Origin of the sequence: Streptomyces sp. NPDC018026, assembly GCF_044327745.1 — a bacterium.
Lineage (GTDB): Bacteria > Actinomycetota > Actinomycetes > Streptomycetales > Streptomycetaceae > Streptomyces > Streptomyces rubrogriseus.
Genome location: NZ_JBIRFY010000006.1, coordinates 342,300 through 364,009 on the forward strand (window position 1 = coordinate 342,300; position 21,710 = coordinate 364,009).

A 21,710-nucleotide genomic window follows, 5' to 3' on the forward strand; every position below is an offset into this window, starting at 1 on the left:
CCAAGCCTGAGCAAAGCCTGACGCCGACCGGCACCGACACAGCGGTCGCGGTAGGGACCACGGGAGGACAAGACATGGCGTGGCTGCTGGTCATAGTGGCCGGAGTGCTCGAAACCGGCTTCGCCGTCTGTCTGAAGCTGTCGCACGGCTTCACCCGGCTCTGGCCCACCATCGCCTTCTGCGCCTTCGCGCTGGGCAGTTTCGGCCTGCTGACGATGTCTCTGAAGAAGCTCGACGTCGGCCCCGCGTACGCGGTGTGGACCGGCATCGGCGCGGCGGGCACCGCCATCTACGGCATGATCTTCCTCGGCGACCTGGTCTCGACCCTGAAGATCGTCTCGATCAGCTTCGTCATCATCGGCGTGATCGGGCTGCAGCTGTCGGGCTCGGCGCACTAAGGATTCTCCCCGGCACCGGAACCGGCGCAGGCGCAGGCGGCCGCTATGCCGTCGGGCGGCGTGGCAGGACGGTGCGTACGAGGTCGGCCACCCCGCCCTCGGCGGGCGGCGCGGCGACGCAGGAGAGGGCGAGGCGCACGGTCAGTTCGCAGGAGCGGGCCAGTTCTGCGGCGTCCGGCGGCGGGAGCGGACCGGCGCCGCCCAGGACGGCCACGGCACGGTCGCGGACGAGGCCCACGAAGTCGCCGGGTGAGGGCAGCGGACCGTCGGCCCGTCGCTGGGCCGGCACGGCGGAGGAGGAGGGCACCGCCGTCAGGGCCGGTGCGGGCAGCCGCTCGCTCCAGCACCCCGTGAGCATGGCCCGGACCAGCGCGTTGTCGTGGGCCGCCGACATCATCCACTCGGCGGTGGCGGTGAGTCGTTCACGCGGGTCGCTGGGCGCGGAGAGCGCGCGCTCCACTCCGGCGAGATAGCCGTCGGCCTCCCGCCTCACGAGCGCCCGGGCGAGCCCCTCCTTGCTGCCGAACTCGTTGTAGAGGGTCTGCCGGGACACCCCGGCGGCAGCCGCCACGTCGACCATCCGCACGGCGGACCACGGCCTGCGCGCCAGCGCCGTGTACGCGGCGTCGAGCAGGGACTCCCGGGCTGCAGGCACCCTCGCCTCCCTCGGGCCGAGCGAACGCTGCCGGATGTGCCGAGCGACTTGCTGCCAGATTTGACGGGTATGGGAGCACTGTCAAGGGTCCTCGCACCCGCGGGGCGGAGCCCCCGCACCGCCCGGCCCGCCCCGCCACGCCCGCCAAACCCCTGGTAGCCCCGCCCCGCCCGCGGCAGATAGCGTGACGGCATGCCCGATTACCTCGACGACCTCCGCCTCGCCCACGTACTCGCCGACGCCGCCGACGCCGCGACGATGGACCGCTTCAAGGCCCTCGACCTGAAGGTCGAGACGAAGCCGGACATGACCCCGGTGAGCGAGGCGGACAAGGCCGCCGAGGAACTCATCCGTGGCCACCTCTCCCGCGCCCGCCCCCGCGACTCGGTGCACGGCGAGGAGTTCGGCGTGGCGGGCACCGGCCCGCGGCGCTGGGTCATCGACCCGATCGACGGCACCAAGAACTACGTGCGCGGTGTCCCCGTCTGGGCCACCCTCATCTCCCTGATGGAGGCCCAGGAGGGCGGCTACCAGCCCGTCGTCGGCCTCGTCTCGGCGCCCGCGCTCGGCCGCCGCTGGTGGGCGGTGCAGGACCACGGCGCGTTCACCGGCCGCAGCCTGACCTCCGCCTCCCGGATCCACGTCTCCCAGGTCTCCACGCTCTCCGACGCCTCCTTCGCGTACTCCTCGCTGAGCGGCTGGGAGGAGCAGGGCCGCCTCGACGGCTTCCTCGACCTGACCCGCGAGGTGTGGCGCACGCGCGCGTACGGCGACTTCTGGCCGTACATGATGGTCGCCGAGGGCTCGGTGGACATCTGCGCCGAACCGGAGCTCTCCCTCTGGGACATGGCCGCGAACGCGATCATCGTCACGGAGGCCGGTGGCACCTTCACCGGCCTCGACGGCCGCCCCGGCCCGCACAGCGGCAACGCGGCGGCGTCGAACGGACGGCTCCACGACGAGCTGCTCGGGTATCTCAACCAGCGCTACTGAGCGCCCGCCGACTCGCCCTCCGCGCCCCCTTGTTGACCCGTGCTTTACCTGCCACTCTGAGAGTTCCCTCACTTGTGAACTTGTGAATCCATGAACCAACTCATGGATCACCGGCAGGAGGTGGCTCCACCCATGCTCGTCCGCGAAGTCATGAGCACGGTCGTCCTCACCATCGGTCCCGCCCACACGCTCCGCCAGGCCGCCGCCCTGATGTCCGCACGCCGCGTCGGCGCGGCCGTGGTGTACGACCCCGACGCCGGCGGCATCGGCATCCTCACCGAACGCGACGTCCTGGTCTCCGTGGGCCGGGGCCAGGACCCGGACACCGAGCGCGCCCACGGCCACACCACCACCGACGTCGTCTTCGCCGCACCGACCTGGACCGTGGAGGAGGCGACGGGCGCGATGGCGCACGGCGGTTTCCGCCACCTCATCATCCTGGACCGCGGCGAGCCCGTCGGGATCGTCTCGGTGCGCGACATCATCCGCCGCTGGGCTCCGGCGCGCTCCCCGCACAACGCCCCGGCGGTGACCGCCTGACGGGACCGAGCGGGATGCGGGCCGGCACGGGGCGTGCCGGCCCGCACGGGCCGTGCCTCTTGGCCAATGCCGCCCCGGTTCCTACAATGGACTGCGTCTAAGTCGAGCAGGACTCCAAAGTCACACCCATTCGGGACCTGGTCCCCCTTGCTGTTAGGCTGATGTGTATGAGTGACCTTTTGGAACGGCTGCGCGGGCGCGGCTGGCGCATGACCGCGCAGCGGCGCGTCGTGGCCGAGGTCCTCGACGGCGAGCACGTCCACCTGACGGCCGACGAGGTGCACTCCCGGGCCGTGGACAGGCTCCCCGAGATCTCCCGGGCGACGGTCTACAACACCCTGGGCGAGCTGGTCTCGCTCGGCGAGGTGCTGGAGGTCGCGACGGACAAGCGCGCCAAGCGCTACGACCCGAACGCGCACCAGCCGCATCACCACCTGGTCTGCGCGCGCTGCGGCGCGATCCGCGACGTGCACCCGACCGGCAACCCGCTGGCCGACCTTCCCGACTCGGAGCGCTTCGGCTTCACGGTGTCGGACGTCGAGGTGACGTACCGCGGCACCTGCCCGAACTGCGCGGCGGCCTGAGCAGGGATTTGCCTCACGTCTTCATCTTGACGTAGTGTTCTCTTCATCGACGCGGGGTGGAGCAGCTCGGTAGCTCGCTGGGCTCATAACCCAGAGGTCGCAGGTTCAAATCCTGTCCCCGCTACTGAAGCCCTAGGGCCGGAATCCTTCGGATTCCGGCCCTAGGTACGTCCGCCCCAGCTGCGGGCAGTCGTGCCGCTGGGGCGGCACGGGTGGGCGCAGCGGCACCCCGCCCGCGCCGGGGTGCGCACCCCCGCCCCACTCCAACGCCGGGCACCTTCAAACGGCGCCCCCGGCTCAGCGCAGCGTCACGCCGACAGCTCCTGCCGCAACGCGTCCCGCAACCGCGCCGCCCGCTCCCCCACCTCCGCCGGCCCCAGCGACACCGCCAGGTCCGCCCACCGCTGCCCCTCCGCCAGCTCCCCCCGCCGCGCACAGACCAGCGCCAGCCGCAGCGCCGCCCGCCCGTGCCCGGCGTCGGCCGCCCTGCGCCACCACACGACGGCCTCGGGCTCGCTCCCCTCACGGGCCAGCAGCAGCCCCAGGTTGAACGCACCGTTGCGGGACCCGGCCTCGGCCGCCTCGCGGTACCACCGCGCGGCCTCCACCACGTCACCCCGCGCCGCGGCGAGCATCCCGACCCGCACCTGCGCGCGCCGGTGTCCCTGGGAGGCCGCCCGCTCGTACCACTCCTCGCACTCGGACTTGTCCTGCGCGGGCTCACCCAGCTCGTGCGCGGGCGCCGGCGGCCGACGCGCGTCCAGCACCGTCGCCAGCCGGTACGCGGCCTCCGCGCTGCCGCCCCCGGCCGCACAGCGCAGGAACCGCTCCGCCTCGCGCTCGTCCCCGCCGCGCAGCCGCGCCATCCCGACCTGGAGCGCCGCCTCGGTGTGCCCGGCGGCGGCGGCCCGCTCGTACCAGCGCAGCGCCGCCCGCTCCTCGCTCCGCCCGGCGTGCAGGATCCCGAGGTTGAAGGCGGCGTCGACGCTGCCCGCCTCGGCGGCCTTGGAGAACCACGGCTCGGCGCCGCTCTCGTCCCCGGCGCGCAGCAGCAGGATGGCCAGCGCGTTGGAGGCCTCCCGGTGCCCGGCGTACGCGGCCCTCCGGTACCACTGCTCGGCCTGTGTGGTGCGCCCCTGCTCGGCGCAGAGCAGCCCGAGGTTGTACGCCCCGTTGTCGTCGCCCGCGTCCATCGCGGCCCGGTACCAGCGCTCCGCGGTCTGGGTCTCGCCGCGCTCGGCGTGCAGCGCGCCCAGCGCGTTGGCGGCGTTGCCGTCGCCGTCCTGGGCGGCGCGCAGCCACCACACGGCGGCGCTCTCGGTGTCCCCGGCGTCCCGCAGCAGGAAGCCGAGCGCGCAGGCGGCGCGGGCCTCGCCGTCCTTGGCGGACGTGAGGTACCAGCGGCCCGCCTCCTTGAGCTCGCCGCGCTTCTCCAGGATCGTCCCCAGGTGCAGCGCGCCGCGCCGGTGACCGCGCGCGGCGGCCTGCCGGTACCACTGCTCGGCCTCGTCGGCCGTGCGGGCGGCGGCCTTGTCGTCGCCGTTCTGCCCGGCCCGCCGGTCCAGCGTCCGCGCCAGCCGGTACGCCGCTTCCCGGTGCCCGCGTTCGGCGGCGGCCCGCATCCACCGCTCGGACCCGGTGTCGTCGCCGCGGTGCTCCAGCAGGTCGGCGAGCGCGTAGGCGCCCAGCACGTGCCCCTGTTCCGCGGACTGGCACAGCCAGTACTCGGCGGCGGGCTCGTCCCCGCGTTCGCGGAAGTGCCGGCCGAGCGCGTGCGCGGCGGCGGCGGATCCGGCGACGGCGGCGATGCGCCACCAGCCGGCCGCCTCCTCGGCGTATCCGCGCTGGTGCAGCAGGACGCCCAGGTTGTTGGCGGCGGCCCGGTCGCCGGCCGCGGTGGCGGCACGCAGGTGCGACTCGGCTCCGTCGAAGTCGCCGCGGCGCAGCAGCATCGCGCCCAGCACGCTCATGGCCTCGGCGTCACCTCCGTCGACGGCGAGTCGCAGGCGCACTTCCTCGGCGGCCTCGTCGGCGGCTTCCTGAGCCTCGTCCGTGGCCTCCTCCTGGCCGCACGGCTGACCGGACGGCTGCGCAAAACGCCCTGTCCCGAACAGATTTGCCATGTCCCCCATAACGTTCATCGTCGCACCACCCGCAACCTCGGTACATCCGGTATACCGCAGTCAGTGAGGTCACTTCAGCGTTTTGTCGACATGCCCACAGGGAGACAAGTCAAACACAGATCGGCCCAACTCCCCTTGGCGGCGCGGCCGTCGCGTTCTCCGGTACATGCGTTCGCACATCACGAAGGCCCGGATTCCTTGTGGGAATCCGGGCCTTCGTGGTCGCTCGCACACAGCTCACGACATCAGTAGCGGGGACAGGATTTGAACCTGCGACCTCTGGGTTATGAGCCCAGCGAGCTACCGAGCTGCTCCACCCCGCGCCGTTGTGTTCACAACCCTAGCACGGCGCGGGATGGGCTTTGACCAGCTGGAACAGCCGGCCCGACGCGACCGGACGGTCAGCCGGTGTCCGCTCCGCCACCGGCATCACCGGTCGGTGTCGCGTCCGGATCGGCCTTGTCGCCCCCGGCCTTGTCGCCGCTGTTCTTGTCGCCGGCGTTCTTGTCGTCGCCGTTCTTGCCGCCGGCGCCCTGGTCGGCCTTGGCCTGTGCGTCCTCGGCCCGCTGGAGTGCCTCCTCGAGGTCCTTCTGCGCCTCGGCGTACGCGGCCAGGTCCTTCTGCTCCAGGGCCTTCTGCCCTGCGTCGAAGGCCTTCTGCGCGTCGCTCAGCGCTTCCCGGACCGTGGGGTTGGTGGACGTCGGTGGCGGCTCGGTCGTGTCGTCGCCCTCGTCCGGTGGCTGCTCGGTCTCGGCGGCCTGCGCTCCGAAGACCTTGTTGAGGGCCGCGTCGAGCGTGTTCTCGAAGGCGGTGTTGCCCCCGTAGCTCACCAGGACCTTGCGGAGCAACGGGTACTTGAGGTCACCGCCGCGGACGTAGACGGGCTCGACGTACAGCAGTCCGCCGTCCAGCGGCACCGTCAGCAGGTTGCCGTACTCCACCTCCGAGTCGCCGCCTCTCAGCAGCCTGATGGACTCGGCGATGTCCTGTTCGGAGTTGAACTGGCTCTGTACCTGTTTGGGCCCGTCGACGGTCGTGCTCGTCGGCAGTTTCAGAATTCTGATCTTGCCGTAGTCGCTGGTGCCCGCCTCGGCGTCGACCGCCATGAACGCGCTCAGGTTGTCACGCCCGTTGGGTGTGAAGGTCGTCGTCAGCGAGAAGGCCTGCGCCTTCTGGTCGGGCATCTTCATGCTCAGGTAGTACGGCGGTACGGCGTCGCCCGACTTGTTGGTCGGGTCGTCCGGCACCTGCCACACCTCGCTGCCGCTGAGGAACGTGTTGGCGTCCTTCACGTGGTAGCGCGTGAGCAGCTCGCGCTGGACCTTGAAGAGATCCTGCGGATAGCGCAGATGCGCCATCAGCTCCTTGGAGATCTCGCCCTTGTCCTTCACCGTGTCCGGGAACGCCTTCATCCAGGTCTTCAGGATCGGATCCTGGGTGTCCCACTGGTACAGCTTCACGTCACCGCTGTACGCGTCGACGGTCGCCTTCACGGAGTTGCGGATGTAGTTGACCTGGTTCTGCTGGGCCACCACCGCGCGCGAGTTGTTGTTGGCGGTCAGCGAGTCGGCCGTGGTGTCGCCGAGCGTGGTGCGCGAGGCGTACGGATAGCCGTTCGTCGTCGTGTAGGCGTCGACGATCCACTGGATGCGGCCGTCCACCACCGCCGGATAGGCGTCGCCGTCGATGGTCAGCCAGGGGGCGACCGCCTCGACGCGCTCCTTGGGCGTGCGGTTGTACAGGATCCGCGACCCGTCGCCGATGGCACCGGAGTAGAGGATCTGCGGTTCGCTGAACGCCGCCGCGTACGCCGCCCGGTTGATCGGGTTGGACAGGTCGACGCCGCCGTCGCCCTTGTAGCTGAACGTCTTCTCGCCGGTGTCGTCGGAGTAGTCGATCTCCTTCTGGGGACCGCCGACGATCGAGTAGGTGGTGGTCTTCTCGCCGTAGTAGATCCGCTGCTCGTACTTTCCGAGGTCGCCCTCGGACGGCAGGTTGGACTCGGTGAAGACCGGGCGTCCCTCGGAGTCGACCTGGGTGCCCTTCGCCGCGACCACGCCGTAGCCGTGGGTGTAGCGGAAGTGGTTGTTGATCCAGTTCTTCTTCGGGATGCCCGCCAGGTTCAGCTCGCGCAGACCGATGACCGTGTCCTGGTCCTTGCCGTCCTTGGCGTAGCGGTCGACGTCCAGGTTGGTCGGGAACGCGTAGTAGTTACGCATCTGCTGGAGCTGCTGGAACGTCGGCGAGATGACGTTCGGGTCCATGATGCGGACGGACGCCGCGGCGTCCACGTCGTCACGAAGCTTGGTCTTGTCCTTGGTCTCGCTCTTGCCCGGGTACTCGGACACCTGGGTGCCTTCGATGCCGTACGCGTCGCGCGTGGCCGCGAGGTTCTTCTCGACGTACGGCGCTTCCTTGGCCTGCTCGTTCGGCTGGACCTGGAACTTCTGGACCAGCGCCGGGTACAGGCCGCCGATGAGGATCGCGGAGAGCACCATCAGGCCGAAGCCGATCACCGGCAGCTGCCAGGTGCGCCGCCACAGGGTGGCGAAGAACAGCAGGGCGCAGATGACCGCGATGCAGAACAGGATCGTCTTGGCGGGCAGGTAGGCGTTGGCGTCGACGTACCTGAGGCCCGTCCAGTTGTCGGTGGCCTTGAAGTCGCTGGACTTCACCGCGAGGCCGTACCGGTCGAGCCAGTAGGCGACCGCCTTGAGGGCGACGAAGACGCCGATGAGCACCGAGAGGTGCCCGGTGGCCGCGGCCGTGGCGCGCGCGCCCGGGCTGGTGACGCGGAGCCCGCCGTACAGGTAGTGGGTCAGCGCGGCGGCGATCACGGAGATGATCACGGCTGCGAAGCCGAAGCCGAGCAGGAACCGGTACCAGGGCAGGTCGAAGGCGTAGAAGGAGACGTCCAGCTTGAACTGGGGGTCCTTCTGCCCGAAGGGCACGCCGTTGACCCACATCAGCCAGGTCCGCCACTGCCCGGAGGCCGAGGCGCCGGCGATCAGGCCGACCAGGGCGGTGATGCCGAGCAGCAGCCACTTCTTGTACGGGGCGATGCCCATCCGGTACCGGTCGAGGTTCTGCTGCTCCATCGACATGGCGCTCAGCGGCGGGCGCAGGCGGTGGGCCAACCAGATGTTGAACCCGACGGCGAGCGCCATCAGCAGGCCGAAGACGAAGAAGAGACCGATCTTGGTCCACAGGGTCGTCGTGAACACCGACGAGTAGTGGACCGACCGGTACCAGAGCCAGTCCGTCCAGAATCCCGCGAACATGGTGAACGCCATGAGGAGCACGGCTAGGACACCAAGTGTCAGCAGCAGGGTTCGGACACGCCGGGACGGGCGGCCCACTCTGATCCGCGGCCCCGACGGGGGGCCTCCGCCGCGGTCCGGCATCTGGAAAGCCAAGGTGCGCACCTCGAAGTTCGCTGTTGATCCGTCAGGCCCTCGGGTTCGCGGGCCCCCCGTGCGCCCCCGTGATCGTGGGCCCACACTTATGCAACTTACTCATCGTTTACTCGGTTCCCGATTCCGGCCATGAACGAGGCAGGATTGTGACCATGTCCAACACCCCCATGGCAGCGAGCCCCCTCACCCGGGCCGTACTCGAGATCGACGAGTACGTCTCCGGCCTCGGCTGGGACCAGCCCGCACGCCTCTTTGCACTTGTCGACACCGCACGGCTGCGGGCCGACCAGCCCTCGCTCGCGGACCGGCTCGGTCTGCAGGAGGAGCCGGAGACCTCCGGCCTCACCCCGATCGAGCAGGACGAAATTCCAACGGACCAGGCGCTCGACGAGTTCCTGGGCACCATCGCCTGGCCCGACGCCGTGGTCGGCTGCGCGCTCGCCGTGGAGCGCCTGATGCTGCCGCCCTCGGCCGAGGCCCAGGTGCCTTCGGGCCTCAACGAGAAGAAGCTCGCGCAGTGGGTGGCGGAGCACCCGGACCGTCAGGAGGTCCGCATGACGGTGGCGGTCCTGCGCGACGGCAGTCGTGACTCGGCCCTGCGGCTGCGGGAGAAGGACACGGCCACGGAGGTCCTGACGGGTTCCGATCTGGTGCCGGGTCTGGCCGCGGCGCTGACGGCGACCTTCGAGGAGTAGTCCCGCAGGAGCAGGACGGCGGTGCTGGGGTGGGGCCACCCGGCTACTACCCCGCTACCCCTGCGTGCACTTCGGCAGGTCGGCGGTCTTTCCGGAACGGATGTCCGTGAGCGCGCCGAGGGCGTCGTCGATGGTGTCGACCTTCACGAGGGTGAGTCCGTCGGGGGTGTCCTCGGCGGCCGCCGCGCAGTTGTCCGCGGGCGTCAGGAAGTACTGGGCGCCCTTGTCGTGCGCGCCGATGGTCTTCATGCCGATGCCGCCGATCGGGCCGACCTTGCCGTTGTCGTCGATCGTCCCCGTGCCGGCGACGAACTTGCCGCCGGTGAGGTCACCGGGGGTGAGCTTGTCGTAGATGCCGAGGGCGAACATCAGACCGGCGCTGGGGCCGCCGACGTCGGCCAGCTTGATGTCGATCTCGAACGGGAACGTGTGGTCGGTTCCGGCGGAGATCCCGACCACGGCGCGCTGCGCGCCCGCGTCCTGGGAGGTCTCGGTCTTGATGGTGACCTTCTGGGTCTTCGTCGCCGTCCGGCCCTCCTTCTCCGCGGCGGCCTGCTCCTTGGCGGGCACGATCGTGAAGACGGTGTCCTGTCCCGGTTCGTGCTTGGTCACCAGCTCGGCGACGTCCGCGGGCTTCTTGACGGTCGTGCCGTCCACGGCCTTGATCACGTCGCCGGCGTGCAGCCGGTCCTGCGACGGGGAGTTCTTGACGACGGCGGAGACGACCACCCAGGACTTCACCGGGATGTCGAGCGCCTTCAGGGCGGCGACCTTCGCGCTCTCCTGGGACTGGCTGAACTCCTCCGCGTTCTCCTGGGTGGCCTCTTCCTCGGTCTTGCCGTCCGGGTAGAGGGTCTCGTGCGGCACCACGCTGTTGTCGTGTGCCAGCCAGCCGTAGACGGCCTCCACCAGGTTCATCCGGTACTCGGCGCTGGTGACCCGGACGGTGGTCATGTTCAGATGGCCGCTCGCCTCGTAGGTCTTGTGACCGGAGATCTGGAGCACCGGCTCGCCGTCGTGGTCCCCGAGGGTGTTCACCGTCGGCCCGGGCGACATCTCCGAGTACGGCACGGGGATGAAAACACCCGCGCACAGGAGTGCGATCAGCATCAGGGTGGAGGCGAGCATCGTCGCGGTGCGGCGTGGCATGGCACGACAGTACGGGACGCGGCTGTCGGAACACCGTCAGGGCGACCGTCGCCGGACGACCGTCGGGCTGCCGTCAGGCACCCGTGCGCGGCTTCTCCATGGCCTCACGGAACCGGGCGTACCCGTCCAGCTCGGGGCCGTCGCTCCGTGCCCTGCGGGTCCGGTTGGCCCAGCTTCCCCACAGGCCCGCACCGATAGCGGCCACCAGTGGAATCAGCAACCAGGCAAGCGCTCCCATGCCGACCTCCCAACCCCATGAGCGTCCGCGACTGACTGATCAGCAGATTAACCATTCGCAGTGACAACGCTCACGCCGGGGGGCGGGTTACGCAACCGGAGCCGCGCAGGTGACACCCGTGCTCAACAGGCTCCCACCCACTCCTCGGTACCGTCCGAAAACGTCTGATGCTTCCAGATGGGCACCTCGTGCTTCAGGTCGTCGATGAGCTTCCGGCAGGCGTCGAAGGCCTCGCCCCGGTGCGGGCAGGACACGGCGACGACCACCGCGAGGTCCCCGACCTCCAGGTCACCCACACGGTGCAGTGCCGCGAGCGCCCGTACGGGGTACTCCGCGACGACCTTCTCAGCGATCCGCCGCATCTCGGCCTCGGCGCTCGGGTGGCACGAGTACCCGAGCCGGTCGACGTCGGTGCCGCCGTCGTGGTTGCGCACGGTGCCCACGAACAGCGCGGTGCCGCCCGACGCGTCGTCCCCGACCGCACCGAAGACCTCGTCCAGGGACAGCGGCGTCTCACGGATGCCGATCAGCTTGACCGGGTCGGCCGCGGCCAGCTCACCGGGGTGGTCGTTCGTGGTTGCCATGGCTCCATCGTGCCCCACGCCACGGACGGGGCGGAATAGCGTGATCGCCCGGCACGCACGCGTGAGGCGTCGGAGTCTCCTACAGGGCCGCGCCGGCGGCCACCGGCCGGCGGGCGGGGCGCCTCAGATGCGGCGCCGGGCCTTGCGCGCGCGACGCACCACGGCGGCCGCGCCCAGCAGCGCCACCGTCGCGCCCGCGGCGCCCGCCGCCGTCGCGTCCTTGCGGCCGAGACGCCGGCCTGCGACCGTGTGCCGGCCCGAGACCTCCTCGAGCAGCTCCGCCAGGACCTCCTCGTTCGTGTGCTTCGGACGCCATCCGGCATCGTGCAGGCGGCTGCCGCTCACGACCCAGGGGTACATCGTGTACGCCAGGTCCCCGGCCGGGGAGGGTGTCAGGCCGATCCGGTGCAGCCGGGCCGCCGCGCCGAGCGCGACCGCGGAGGGCAGCTCCATGCGCCGGATGCCGCTGAGCTCCTCGACCTCCTCCTGCTCCAGCCAGCCGTCGCACCCGACGGCCAGCTCTCCGTCGGCCTTCTCCAGGACGGCGTACTCCAGGGCACTGCACAGGTCGTCGACGTGGCAGAACTGCCAGGCGGGCCGCGATCCGGCCACGACCAGCAGCCGGGGCGACTCGAAATACCTGGTCAGCGCGGTGTCCATGCCCCCGACCAGCACGGCGGGCCGCACCACGGTGACGTTCAGGCCGGGGTGGGCCCGGGGTGCGCGCCGCGCGAGCCGCTCGATCTCCAGCAGGTCTCCGACGCCCGTGGCCTCGGCCGTGGCGCGCAGCTCGGCGTCCTCGGACAACGGCAGTTCGTTGTCCGGGAGTGCGCCGTAGACCATCGCGGAGGTGCACAGCACCACCCGGTGCACGCCGGCCGCCGCGGCGGCGGTCAGGACGGTCTGCGTCCCCCGGACGTTGTAAGCCGTGCGGGCGGCCGCGTCGGTCTCCAGGTCGAGGTCGAGCGCCAGGTGCACCACGACGTCCGCACCACGCAGTTTCTCGGCGATGGCCGGGTCCCGTACGTCCAGGATCTGCCACTGTGCCGCCTCGCACCCGCCGCGCCGCTCATCAATGGCCACGACCTGTCTGACCTCGTCGGACGCGGCGAGCCGCGCGGTGAGCAGCGCCCCCACCCCGGACGCGGCACCGGTGACCGCGACGACGGGTCCGCGCGCGCCGGGGCGGGCGGAACTGGTTGACTGGTTTCGCGCTGCGCGAACCTGCGGATCTGGGGAACTCACCGGGCGTCTCCAGAGGTTGTCTTCAGTACGAGCGCGAGCGACGCGTGCGTACCAGGTGGCATCCATCCTGCCGCAGGCCGTCAGTCGGCGAAGCACCGAGGCCCGATCGGCTTCGGGTGTCTACGCTGGGTGGTGAAGTCGGGCAGCCGTGCCGCCGGAAAGAACCGGCGGCCCTACCAGCCGAGGAACCCCGTGAGTGACACCCCATTCGGATTCGGCCTTCCGCCGGAGGAGCCGGACGACGGCGACGAGGGCAAGAAGAAGGACCAGCAGAGCGGCGGTGGTCAGGGACCGGCCAACCCGTTCGGTTTCGGGATGTCCGGAGCCGGAGGCCTGGGCGGCCCCGGCGCGGACAACCCGTTCGCTGCCATGTTCGGTTCCATGAACCCCAACGACCTGGGCGCCGCGTTCCAGCAGCTGGGCCAGATGCTCTCCTACGAGGGCGGCCCGGTGAACTGGGACATGGCCAAGCAGATCGCCCGCCAGACGGTCTCCCAGGGCACGCCGGACGGCCGCAAGGACGCCAGCGTCGGCCCCGCCGAGCGCAATGCCGTCCAGGAGGCGGTGCGCCTGGCCGACCTGTGGCTGGACGACGCGACGGCCCTGCCGTCCGGCGCGGGCACCGCCGTGGCCTGGAGCCGCGCGGAGTGGGTCGAGGCGACCCTGCCCGCGTGGCGCGAGCTGGTCGACCCGGTCGCCGAGCGCGTCGGCAACGCCATGGGCGACGTGCTGCCGGAGGAGATGCAGGCCATGGCCGGCCCGCTGATCGGCATGATGCGGTCCATGGGCGGCGCCATGTTCGGCACGCAGATCGGGCAGGCCGTCGGTGTGCTCGCCGGCGAGGTCGTCGGCTCGACCGACGTGGGTCTGCCGCTCGGCCCGGCGGGCAAGGCCGCGCTGCTGCCGGCGAACATCGAGTCGTTCGGCAAGGACCTCGGCGTGCCCCAGGAGGAGGTGCGGCTGTACCTGGCGCTGCGTGAGGCCGCCCACCAGCGCCTCTTCGCGCACGTGCCGTGGCTGCGCTCGCACCTGTTCGGTGCCGTCGACGGCTACGCCCGTGGCATCAAGGTGGACACGGCCAAGCTGGAGGACGTGGTCGGCCAGTTCGACCCGCAGAACCCCGAGCAGCTGCAGGAGGCTCTCCAGCAGGGCATGTTCCAGCCGGAGGACACTCCGGAGCAGAAGGCGGCCCTGGCCCGGCTGGAGACCGCTCTCGCGCTCGTCGAGGGCTGGGTGGACGCGGTGGTGCACACCGCCGCGAAGCCGCGCCTGTCCTCCGCCGACGCGCTGCGCGAGACGCTGCGCCGCCGTCGCGCCTCGGGCGGGCCCGCAGAGCAGACCTTCGCCACGCTGATCGGCCTGGAGCTGCGCCCGCGCCGGCTGCGCGACGCCTCCCGCCTGTGGGCGTCCCTGACGGACGCGCGCGGTGTCGACGGCCGGGACGGGCTGTGGGCCCACCCGGACATGCTGCCGACCGCGACCGACCTGGACGACCCGGACGGCTTCGTGCACCGTGAGCAGCTCGACTTCTCCGAGCTGGACAAGATGCTCGGCGAGGCGGCGGGCAAGCCCGACCTGAAGAAGCCCGATCCGAGGAAGAAGGACGAGGGCGACCGGGGCGAGGGCGACCGGGGCGAGACCCGGGCCGACGACCAGGACAAGCCCAAGGGCGACGACGGCGAGTGAGCCTCCACGACTACGCGGTCCTGGTCCTGAAGGCGTACGAGGGCCAGGACGAGCTGCGCCAGGTCTACCTGGACCATCTCGCGACGCACCCGGACGGGATGTGGAAGGCGTGCGCGGACGGACACGTCACGGCGAGCGCCTTGGTGATCGACCCGTCGCGCGAGCGGGTCCTGCTCACCCTGCACAAGAAGATGCGCATGTGGCTGCAGATGGGCGGTCACTGCGAGCCGGTCGACGACACGCTGGCCCGGGCGGCCCTGCGCGAGGGCACGGAGGAGTCGGGCATCGCCGGACTGACCCTGCTGTCCGGCGGCCCCGTGCGGCTGGACCGCCACCACACGCCCTGCGCCTGGCACCTGGACGTCCAGTACGCGGCCCTGGCTCCCGAGGGTGCCGTGGAGACGATCAGCGACGAGTCCCTCGACCTGCGCTGGTTCCCCTACGCCGAGGTCGCGGAGGTGGCCGACGACTCGGTCGTACGCCTGCTGGAGGCGACCCGCGCCCGCCTGTGACCGGTAAGGGGTGACCGCTGTGGCGATCACCCCTTACCGGACAGTGGCGGCCGGGCGGCTCAGCTCCAGACGTTGCCCTGGTTCTGACCGCGGGCCCCGTGCTGCCCCATGCCGTACTGGGCGGCGACGCCCTGCCCGACCTGGGCGTTCTGCGGCGGCAGCAGCTCGCTGGGCTGGACGAGCGCGAAGCCGCTGCCCATGAAGCTCAGCTCCCAGCCCTCGCCGGTGTTCCCGCGCCGCCGCCACACCCCGGAGGAGTGCGTCTGGGCCTGCATCTGCACGCGCAGGCCGGTGGACCAGGCGACGATCGCGTCGGCGTCGCAGTTGACGTACTTGTCGGGTGTCACCTGCATGAACAGCGGCGAGCCCGAGGTCATCAGGGCGACCTTTCCGCGGCCGGTGATGTTGAGCTGGTACTTCCCCGAGCCGGAGATGCCGTAGAGGCTGTCCACCGCGATGACCTCGTGGTGCAGGTTCGAGTCCATCGCGAGCACGTAGCTGCTGTCGACGGTGAGGCCGTCCTGGTCGACGTCCACCACGTGGACGCACTGGGCGAGGTTGGAGAAGTAGACCGTGCCCTGCCCGTGGCAGCGCATCAGGTCCAGGCCCTCGCCGGTGTGCGCACGCGAGCGCGACTGGTTGTTGCTCTGGTACTCGGCGTCGAACTCGACGAGCCCCTGGTAGGCGACCATCGTGCCCTTGCGGGCGAGCACGTCGTCGTGGCCGGTCAGGGCGACCCGGAGCATGTGCTTGTTCTGCAGGCTCCAGGCTTCCTGGGTCTGCTGGTCGTTGTAGGCGAAAATCGGGCTCTGCATGATGTTCTGGCTCCCCCTCAGCCCCGGACCCGGAGGCGGTCGGTGCTGTCCTCGCTGGGCTGGACGACGACGATGCCCTGACCGGAGAAGGCCATCTGGAAGGCCTCGCCGCTGCCGCGGCCGATCAGCGACTGCGCCTTGAAGCTGCGCTTGCCCTTCACCTTGAGGTTCGGGGACCAGGCCACGAGCGCGTCCGGGTCGACGTAGGTCTCGTCCTCGCCGCCGCCGCAGTCGACCACGATCGGCTTGCCCCGGGAGGTGAGCGCGACCCAGCCCTGCCCGGAGATCTTCGTGTTCCACAGGCCCTGCCCGGCGAATTTCGCCAGGCCCTTGACGCGCTCCACGCCCCACGTCAGGTGGGCGTCAAAGGCGAGCAGGTTGGTGGCGTTGACGGAGATCCCGTCGCCGTTGAGGTTGATCACGACGACGTTGGCGCCGTAGTCGGCGAGGTAGAGCAGCCCGTCGCCGGAGCATTTCATCAGGGGCGCGCCCTCGCCGGTCATCCAGTCCTTGGCGATCTGGCGGACGGCCGGCGGGTTCGGCTCGTACTGGACGAAGCCCTCGTAGGCGGTCATCGAGCCCACGCGCGCGAGGAGGTCGTTTCCGGTCTGCATGGCGACCTTCAGCATGTGGTTGCCGTGGTTCTCCATGCGGGCGGCGACGGGTGCGGGAGCGTAGCCCGCGAGCGGCTGGTTCATGTCGGGCTCTCCCTCAGATCTCGTACGGCTGGACGACGACGAAGCTGCCGGGCGCGGCCCGGAACTGCAGGTTGACGCTTTCGCCCGTGTCGCCGGCGTAGGAGTTGCGGCGCATCCGCACCTGGCTGGAGACGACCACCTGGGCGGCGGCGGACCAGGCGACCACGGCGTTGCAGTCGGCGAAGGTCGTGGGCGTCACCGGCAGCACCACGGGCACACCGCGCGTCTTCACGACGATCGTGCCGGTGCCCTGGAACTGCATCGTGAACAGCGCGCCGCCCGGGATGCCGTGTCCCTCGATGCGGCGAACCTCGTACTGGAGGCTCTCGTCGAAGGCCAGGACGTTCTCCGCGGAGACGCAGACGGCGTCGCCCTGGAGCTCGATGGGGTGCAGCATCGCGGAGTTCTCCGCGAGGAACACCTGTCCCTTGCCGGTGCAGCGCATCAGCTGCATCTCCTGGCCGGTGGCGTTGCCCACGACCCGGCCGGCGAATCCGGCGCCCTTGTAGCTGAAGTCGACCTTGCCCTGGTAGAGCACCATGCTGCCCTGCCGGGCGAGCACGGGCTGGCCTTCCGCGCCGAGGTCTACCCGGACCAGCTTCTTGTTCTGCTGCGTCCAGCGCTGGCCGGTCGCGGTCTCCCGGAACTGCTGGAGCGCCGCGGTCACACCGGCGCCCTGCGGCGCGCCCTGGGGCATGCCCTGAGGCATGCCTTGGGGAGGCTGCTGCCCGTAGCCGGGCGGCGGCGCCGGCTGGCCGTAGCCCGCGGGCGGTCCGGGCTGCTGCCCGTAGCCGGGAGGCGCGGGCGGCTGCCCGTAGCCGGGCGGCGGGGCCGGGGCCTGGGGGGCCTGGGGCTGGCCGTAGCCGGGGGGCGGCGGGGCGGTCTGGCCGGGGACCTGGCCGTAGGGCGGCTGCTGACCGGGCTGGCCCGGCTGGCCGTACGGCGCGGGCGCCGGGGCGGGAGGCGGCACCGGGGCGCCGCCGGGCGACGTGTTCATGGGCGCGACGATGGTCTGCGCGGCGTGCACGTCCGGCCCGGGAGCCGGTGGCGGCGTGGCGACCGGCGGCGGGGCGAAGCCCTGTGGTGCGGGCTGCTGCGGTGCGGGCTGCTGCGGCACGGGAGCCGGGGCGGGGGCCGCGGGAGCCGGGGCGGCGGGCGCGCCGAAGCTCGGCGGCGCCGCGGCCTGGGCCGGCGGGGCGAAGCCCGGGGCGGCACCGGCCTGCGGCTGCGGGGCCTGCTGCGGTGCGGGAGCCTCGTCCTCGGCCACCTCGCCGCCGAAGTTCCTCAGCAGCGCGTCGAGACCGCCGTCGAAGCCCTGGCCGACGGCGGCGAAGCGCCACACGTCCTTCAGGTAGAAGTCGCCCAGCATCACGGCGCGCTCGGTGGAGAACTCCGAACCGCTGAACGGGTACCGGGCCACCTCCTCGCCGCCCGCGACGATCCGGATGTATCCGGGCCCCACCTGCGACATCTGTCCCGCGCCGTCGATCGTCGCGGTGAAGGACAGCTTCTGGATCTGCTGCGGGATGCTGTCGAGGGTGACCCGGAAGGACTCGGTGTCACCCGCCTGCGCGCCCAGGAGCTGGATGGACTCCTCGGGGGTCTTCGGTTGGTTGAAGAACACGAAGTACCGGTCGTCCGACAACCGCTCGTCGGCGTCGAGACCGAAGCAGCTGATGTCGAAGCTCAGCCCGGGGCCGGAGATCTGTACGCCTACGTACAGATCCGTGCCCGAGGTGAGGTCACTGATCCTGGCCTTGTGGCCGCGTTGAAATTCCCTGGCCATGCGTTACGACCGTCCCCCATCCGAATGTGAGTGCGTCGCGACAGGCTAACGGCAAACACCGACACCGGAGGAAGTCGGTACAGACCCGGTACGAAACCCGTGCGCGACCGTGTCGGACCCCGTTCGGGGCCGCCCGGGCTACTCGCTGCGGGCTCCGGGCACGTGCGGCAGCCGGTCCGCGGCGACCACACCCTCCAGGTAGCCCCTGGCGCGCTCGGTCCGCGGATACGCCTCCAGGAGCCGCCAGAACCGGGGCCCGTGCCCGGGGACCAGCAGGTGGGCCAGCTCGTGCAGGAGGACGTAGTCGACGACGTACTCGGGCATGCCCTGGAGGCGGTGCGACAGCCGGATGCTTCCCTCGGACGGGGTGCACGAGCCCCAGCGGGTGTTCTGGTTGGTGACCCAGCGGACCGAGGTGGGCCGGGCCCGGCCCTCGAAATACTGTCCCGACAGGCGCTCGGCGCGCTCGGCCAGCTCGGCGTCGCCCAGGACGCGCTTGCTCTCCTGGGCGGCCAGCTTGTCCAGCATGACGCTCACCCAGCGTTGCTCCTCCGCCTCGGACATCCGGGCGGGGATCAGCACGACGGTGCGATCACCCTCCCGGTACGCGGAGACCGTCCGGCGTCGCCGGGTGCTTCTGCGCACCTCGATCGCGCTCGTCCCCGGGCCGCTCGGCAGTGGATTCGTCGGTGTGCGCGGGGGTGCCCCGGCGCGGTGCAGTGGGTCGGCGGACACGCCACGACGTTACCCGCTGCACACGGGGAAGTCCCGGCTCCGGGACGCATCGGTGCCGATCCACCACTCGTCCTGGGAGACGGGCGGCTGATTCGTACGACTAATACCCACCGCCTGTGGACAACTTTCGACGCCTCTTTGCGCATCCGGGCATGCTGGCACTCGCCGGCGGATTCGCGGCCGACGACGGGACCGCACAAGGACACCGCACGACATTACGGGGGGGACCTGGCATGCATCCGATGGTGAAGCCCGCGCTCAGGCGCGGCTGGCGCGACCTGAACACCGTGCAGTTCGGAATGACACCGGCGCACGCGCTGACACTGGCACCCGTGGACACGGCGACGGGCAGCTTCCTCGAACTGCTCAACGGCACCCGTGGCCCGGCGCTGCTGCGCGAGGCGGGGCACCGCATGGACCTGCCGGACGGGCACGTCGACCGGGTCGTGGAGCGCCTGGCGCTGGCCGGTCTGCTCGACGACTCCCGGGGCGGCGGGCCCGCCGCCGACGCGCTGCGCGCGAAGAAGGAGGTCCTCGACCGACTCCGCCCCGACCTGGCCTCGCTGTCCCTGACGACCTCGGAACCGGGCGACGCGATCAGACACCTGGCCGCCCGACGCGCCCTGCGGGTGGGAGTGCGGGGCGCCGGACGGGTGGGCGCGGTGCTGGCGGGCCTGCTGTCGGGCGCGGGCGTCGGCGGGATCGACGTGCGCGACGGCGGACGCGTCGAGCCGTGGGACGTCGCTCCGGGCGGCCTGCCCGCCGACTCGGTCGGCGACCGCCGGGACGAGACGGCCCGCCGCCTGGTGCGCCGGGCCGCTCCCGACCGGGCTCCCCGCCGAGGCCCGACGACACCGCCCGAGGAAGGCACCCCGGGCCTCTCCCTGGTGATCGTCGCCCCGCGCGACGACGTCGCCGTGCACACGCCCGACCCCACCGCCGCGGAATCCCTGATGGCCTCCGGCACACCCCACCTCTACGCCGGTGTCGTGGAGGGAACCGGTGTCGTCGGCCCCCTGGTCCTGCCCGGCGAGACGGGGTGCGCCGGCTGCCTGCACGCGGACCGCACGGACCGGGACCCCGCCTGGCCGCGGCTGGTGGCACAGTGGCGCTCCGGCCGGCAGCGCCGGGTGCCGCCCTGCGACCTCGCCCTGGCGACGACGGTCGCCGGGTTCGCGGCGGCTCAGGCGCTCGCCTTCCTGGACGGCAGGACGCCCTCCGGCACCGGCGCGCGCTGGGAGGTCTCGCTGCCCGGCCTGCGATGGCAGCTGCGGCCGGTCCGGCCACACCCCGCCTGCCCCTGCGGGGCGGCCCGGAAAGGTAAGCAGGAACACATCCCCGAGGACGGGGGCCGGCGCGCGACAATGGCTGGGCAAGGGCCGTCAGCGGAAGTACGCCAGGAGGCGGAACCGGAGCGGCCGGCTGGGACTTGGAGGGCGCATGTCTGATCTTCCGCGCAAGGCGGTCACCCGGACCGCCAAGCTCGCCGCGCTCCCGCTCGGCTTCGCCGGGCGGGCCACCTGGGGGCTGGGCAAGCGAATCGTCGGCGAGTCCGCGGAGATCGTCGGCCAGCAGTTGCAGCAGCGCACCGCGGAGCAGCTGTTCAAGGTGCTGGGCGAGCTCAAGGGCGGGGCGATGAAGTTCGGGCAGGCCCTGTCCGTCTTCGAGTCGGCGCTGCCCGAGGAGGTCGCCGGTCCCTATCGTGCGGCGCTGACCAAGCTGCAGGAGGCGGCACCGCCGATGCCGACGCGCACCGTGCACTCCGTGCTGGCGGAGCGGCTCGGTGAGGACTGGCAGGACCTGTTCCTGGAGTTCGAGGACAAGCCCGCCGCGGCCGCCTCGATCGGCCAGGTGCACCGGGGGGTGTGGCACGACGGCCGGGAGGTGGCGGTCAAGGTGCAGTACCCGGGCGCCGGGGAAGCACTGCTGTCCGACCTGAACCAGCTCAGCCGCTTCGCCCGCCTGCTCGGCCCGCTGGTCCCCGGCATGGACATCAAGCCGCTGATCACAGAGCTGAAGGACCGGGTCTCGGAGGAGCTGGACTACGACCTGGAGGCGCAGGCCCAGCGGACGCATGCCGAGGTCTTCGGCGACGACCCGGACATCGTGGTGCCGGACGTCGTCCACCAGTGCGAGCAGGTGCTGATCACCGAGTGGATCGACGGCATCCCGATGTCGGAGATCATCTCGAACGGCACGCAGGAGCAGCGCGACCGGGCGGGTCAGTTGCTGGCCCACTTCCTGTTCTCCGGCCCCGCGCGCACCGGGCTCCTGCACGCCGACCCGCACCCCGGCAACTTCCGGCTGCTGCCCGGCGGGCCTCGGGGCGAGGACGACTGGCGCCTGGGCGTCCTGGACTTCGGCACGGTCGACCGCCTTCCGGGCGGTCTGCCCGAACCCATCGGCGACGCCCTGCGCATGACGCTCGACGGCGAGGCGGAGGCCGTCTACGAGATGCTCTGCACGGAGGGCTTCGTCAAGGAGTCGATAGAGCTGGACCCCGATGCCGTTCTCGACTATCTGCTTCCGATCATCGAGCCGGCCAGGGTCGACGCGTTCACCTTCACCCGCGGCTGGATGCGGAGCCAGGCCGCCCGCATCGGTGACCCCCGCTCCCCCGCGTACCAGCTGGCCAAGCAGCTCAACCTGCCGCCGGCGTATCTCCTGATCCACCGCGTGACCCTGAGCACCATCGGTGTGCTCTGCCAGCTGGGGGCCACGGTCCGGCTGCGCGACGAGTTGGAGGAGTGGCTGGTCGGGTTCGTCGCCGAGGACGAGGCCGAGGCGGAAGCGGCCGAGGAAGCGGAGGAGGACGTGTACGAGGTGGAGGGGACGCCCGCCGAGGCCTGATCCACTGA

Annotated in this window: 20 protein-coding genes and 2 tRNA genes; 10 read left to right on the top strand and 12 right to left on the bottom strand. The window is 71.3% G+C overall.

Going from position 1 to position 21,710, the window contains the following annotated elements; translation table 11 throughout:
* The first annotated feature begins 74 nt into the window (after positions 1-74).
* Complete coding sequence (locus ACH4D3_RS21255; RefSeq protein ID WP_003973762.1) at positions 75-398, top strand: multidrug efflux SMR transporter; 324 nt, start codon at positions 75-77, stop codon at positions 396-398.
* A 43-nt stretch (positions 399-441) separates the two neighbouring features.
* Here ACH4D3_RS21255 and ACH4D3_RS21260 read toward each other — a convergent pair whose 3' ends face one another.
* Complete coding sequence (locus ACH4D3_RS21260) at positions 442-1,053, bottom strand: TetR/AcrR family transcriptional regulator (protein ID WP_398324113.1); 612 nt, start codon at positions 1,051-1,053, stop codon at positions 442-444.
* A gap of 192 nt (positions 1,054-1,245) precedes the next feature.
* Between ACH4D3_RS21260 and hisN the strand changes: the two genes are divergently transcribed.
* The 4 genes from hisN (at position 1,246) to ACH4D3_RS21280 (ending at position 3,294) form a co-directional block, all read left to right on the top strand.
* Complete coding sequence (gene hisN, locus ACH4D3_RS21265; protein WP_398324115.1) at positions 1,246-2,046, top strand: histidinol-phosphatase; 801 nt, start codon at positions 1,246-1,248, stop codon at positions 2,044-2,046.
* 132 nt (positions 2,047-2,178) lie between these two features.
* Positions 2,179-2,586 carry a cyclic nucleotide-binding/CBS domain-containing protein gene (locus ACH4D3_RS21270; protein WP_398324117.1) on the top strand — a complete coding sequence of 136 codons (408 nt, stop codon included), beginning with the start codon at positions 2,179-2,181 and terminating at the stop codon, positions 2,584-2,586.
* 167 nt (positions 2,587-2,753) lie between these two features.
* Positions 2,754-3,170 carry a Fur family transcriptional regulator gene (locus ACH4D3_RS21275; protein ID WP_398324119.1) on the top strand — a complete coding sequence of 139 codons (417 nt, stop codon included), beginning with the start codon at positions 2,754-2,756 and terminating at the stop codon, positions 3,168-3,170.
* Positions 3,171-3,220: 50 nt separating this feature from the next.
* A tRNA-Met gene (locus ACH4D3_RS21280) sits at positions 3,221-3,294 on the top strand.
* 184 nt (positions 3,295-3,478) lie between these two features.
* Here the strand turns inward: ACH4D3_RS21280 and ACH4D3_RS21285 are convergent.
* The 3 genes from ACH4D3_RS21285 to ACH4D3_RS21295 form a co-directional block, all read right to left on the bottom strand.
* A complete protein-coding gene (locus ACH4D3_RS21285) occupies positions 3,479-5,311 on the bottom strand; it encodes a tetratricopeptide repeat protein (RefSeq protein ID WP_398324121.1) in 1,833 nt (610 codons plus the stop codon).
* A gap of 231 nt (positions 5,312-5,542) precedes the next feature.
* Positions 5,543-5,616: transfer RNA gene (locus ACH4D3_RS21290), tRNA-Met, on the bottom strand.
* 78 nt (positions 5,617-5,694) lie between these two features.
* Positions 5,695-8,697, bottom strand: coding sequence for a UPF0182 family protein (locus ACH4D3_RS21295; RefSeq protein ID WP_398324366.1), 3,003 nt, complete (start codon positions 8,695-8,697; stop codon positions 5,695-5,697).
* 164 nt (positions 8,698-8,861) lie between these two features.
* Between ACH4D3_RS21295 and ACH4D3_RS21300 the strand changes: the two genes are divergently transcribed.
* On the top strand, positions 8,862-9,404 hold the full coding sequence (locus ACH4D3_RS21300; protein WP_398324122.1) for a PPA1309 family protein: 543 nt from the start codon (positions 8,862-8,864) through the stop codon (positions 9,402-9,404).
* 54 nt (positions 9,405-9,458) lie between these two features.
* Here the strand turns inward: ACH4D3_RS21300 and ACH4D3_RS21305 are convergent, their stop codons facing one another.
* From ACH4D3_RS21305 to ACH4D3_RS21320, 4 genes are all read right to left on the bottom strand, one after another.
* A complete protein-coding gene (locus ACH4D3_RS21305) occupies positions 9,459-10,553 on the bottom strand; it encodes a PDZ domain-containing protein (RefSeq protein WP_398324124.1) in 1,095 nt (364 codons plus the stop codon).
* Between the two features lie 73 nt (positions 10,554-10,626).
* Positions 10,627-10,791: a hypothetical protein gene (locus ACH4D3_RS21310; RefSeq protein WP_398324125.1), complete on the bottom strand. Its 165-nt coding sequence runs from the start codon at positions 10,789-10,791 to the stop codon at positions 10,627-10,629.
* A gap of 122 nt (positions 10,792-10,913) precedes the next feature.
* Positions 10,914-11,375, bottom strand: a complete 462-nt coding sequence (locus ACH4D3_RS21315; RefSeq protein WP_398324127.1) for a molybdenum cofactor biosynthesis protein MoaE — start codon at positions 11,373-11,375, stop codon at positions 10,914-10,916.
* 123 nt (positions 11,376-11,498) lie between these two features.
* A complete protein-coding gene (locus tag ACH4D3_RS21320) occupies positions 11,499-12,620 on the bottom strand; it encodes an SDR family oxidoreductase (RefSeq protein WP_003973776.1) in 1,122 nt (373 codons plus the stop codon).
* A gap of 192 nt (positions 12,621-12,812) precedes the next feature.
* On the opposite strand from ACH4D3_RS21320, the gene ACH4D3_RS21325 reads away from it, so the two are divergent.
* Both ACH4D3_RS21325 and ACH4D3_RS21330 read left to right on the top strand, forming a co-directional pair.
* Positions 12,813-14,306 (top strand): zinc-dependent metalloprotease, encoded by a 1,494-nt coding sequence (locus ACH4D3_RS21325; protein ID WP_398324129.1) that lies wholly within the window; start codon positions 12,813-12,815, stop codon positions 14,304-14,306.
* Entirely contained in the window at positions 14,303-14,818 is a 516-nt protein-coding gene (locus ACH4D3_RS21330) for an NUDIX hydrolase (protein WP_398324131.1), read from the top strand. Before ACH4D3_RS21325 ends, ACH4D3_RS21330 begins: the two co-directional genes overlap by 4 nt.
* Before the next feature lie 59 nt (positions 14,819-14,877).
* On the opposite strand, the gene ACH4D3_RS21335 is transcribed toward ACH4D3_RS21330, so the two are convergent.
* The 4 genes from ACH4D3_RS21335 to ACH4D3_RS21350 all read right to left on the bottom strand — a co-directional run bounded on the left by ACH4D3_RS21335 (position 14,878) and on the right by ACH4D3_RS21350 (position 18,852).
* A complete protein-coding gene (locus ACH4D3_RS21335) occupies positions 14,878-15,633 on the bottom strand; it encodes an AIM24 family protein (protein WP_398324132.1) in 756 nt (251 codons plus the stop codon).
* Between the two features lie 17 nt (positions 15,634-15,650).
* Positions 15,651-16,331 (bottom strand): AIM24 family protein, encoded by a 681-nt coding sequence (locus tag ACH4D3_RS21340; RefSeq protein ID WP_007444540.1) that lies wholly within the window; start codon positions 16,329-16,331, stop codon positions 15,651-15,653.
* A gap of 13 nt (positions 16,332-16,344) precedes the next feature.
* Positions 16,345-18,117: a TerD family protein gene (locus ACH4D3_RS21345; protein ID WP_398324134.1), complete on the bottom strand. Its 1,773-nt coding sequence runs from the start codon at positions 18,115-18,117 to the stop codon at positions 16,345-16,347.
* Positions 18,118-18,255: 138 nt separating this feature from the next.
* Complete coding sequence (locus ACH4D3_RS21350) at positions 18,256-18,852, bottom strand: M48 family metallopeptidase (protein ID WP_162833304.1); 597 nt, start codon at positions 18,850-18,852, stop codon at positions 18,256-18,258.
* 233 nt (positions 18,853-19,085) lie between these two features.
* Here ACH4D3_RS21350 and ACH4D3_RS21355 point away from each other — a divergent pair, with 233 nt between their 5' ends.
* Both ACH4D3_RS21355 and ACH4D3_RS21360 read left to right on the top strand, forming a co-directional pair.
* Complete coding sequence (locus ACH4D3_RS21355; RefSeq protein ID WP_398324136.1) at positions 19,086-20,300, top strand: TOMM precursor leader peptide-binding protein; 1,215 nt, start codon at positions 19,086-19,088, stop codon at positions 20,298-20,300.
* Positions 20,293-21,702 (top strand): ABC1 kinase family protein, encoded by a 1,410-nt coding sequence (locus ACH4D3_RS21360; protein ID WP_398324138.1) that lies wholly within the window; start codon positions 20,293-20,295, stop codon positions 21,700-21,702. Before ACH4D3_RS21355 ends, ACH4D3_RS21360 begins: the two co-directional genes overlap by 8 nt.
* The last annotated feature ends 8 nt before the right edge of the window (positions 21,703-21,710 follow it).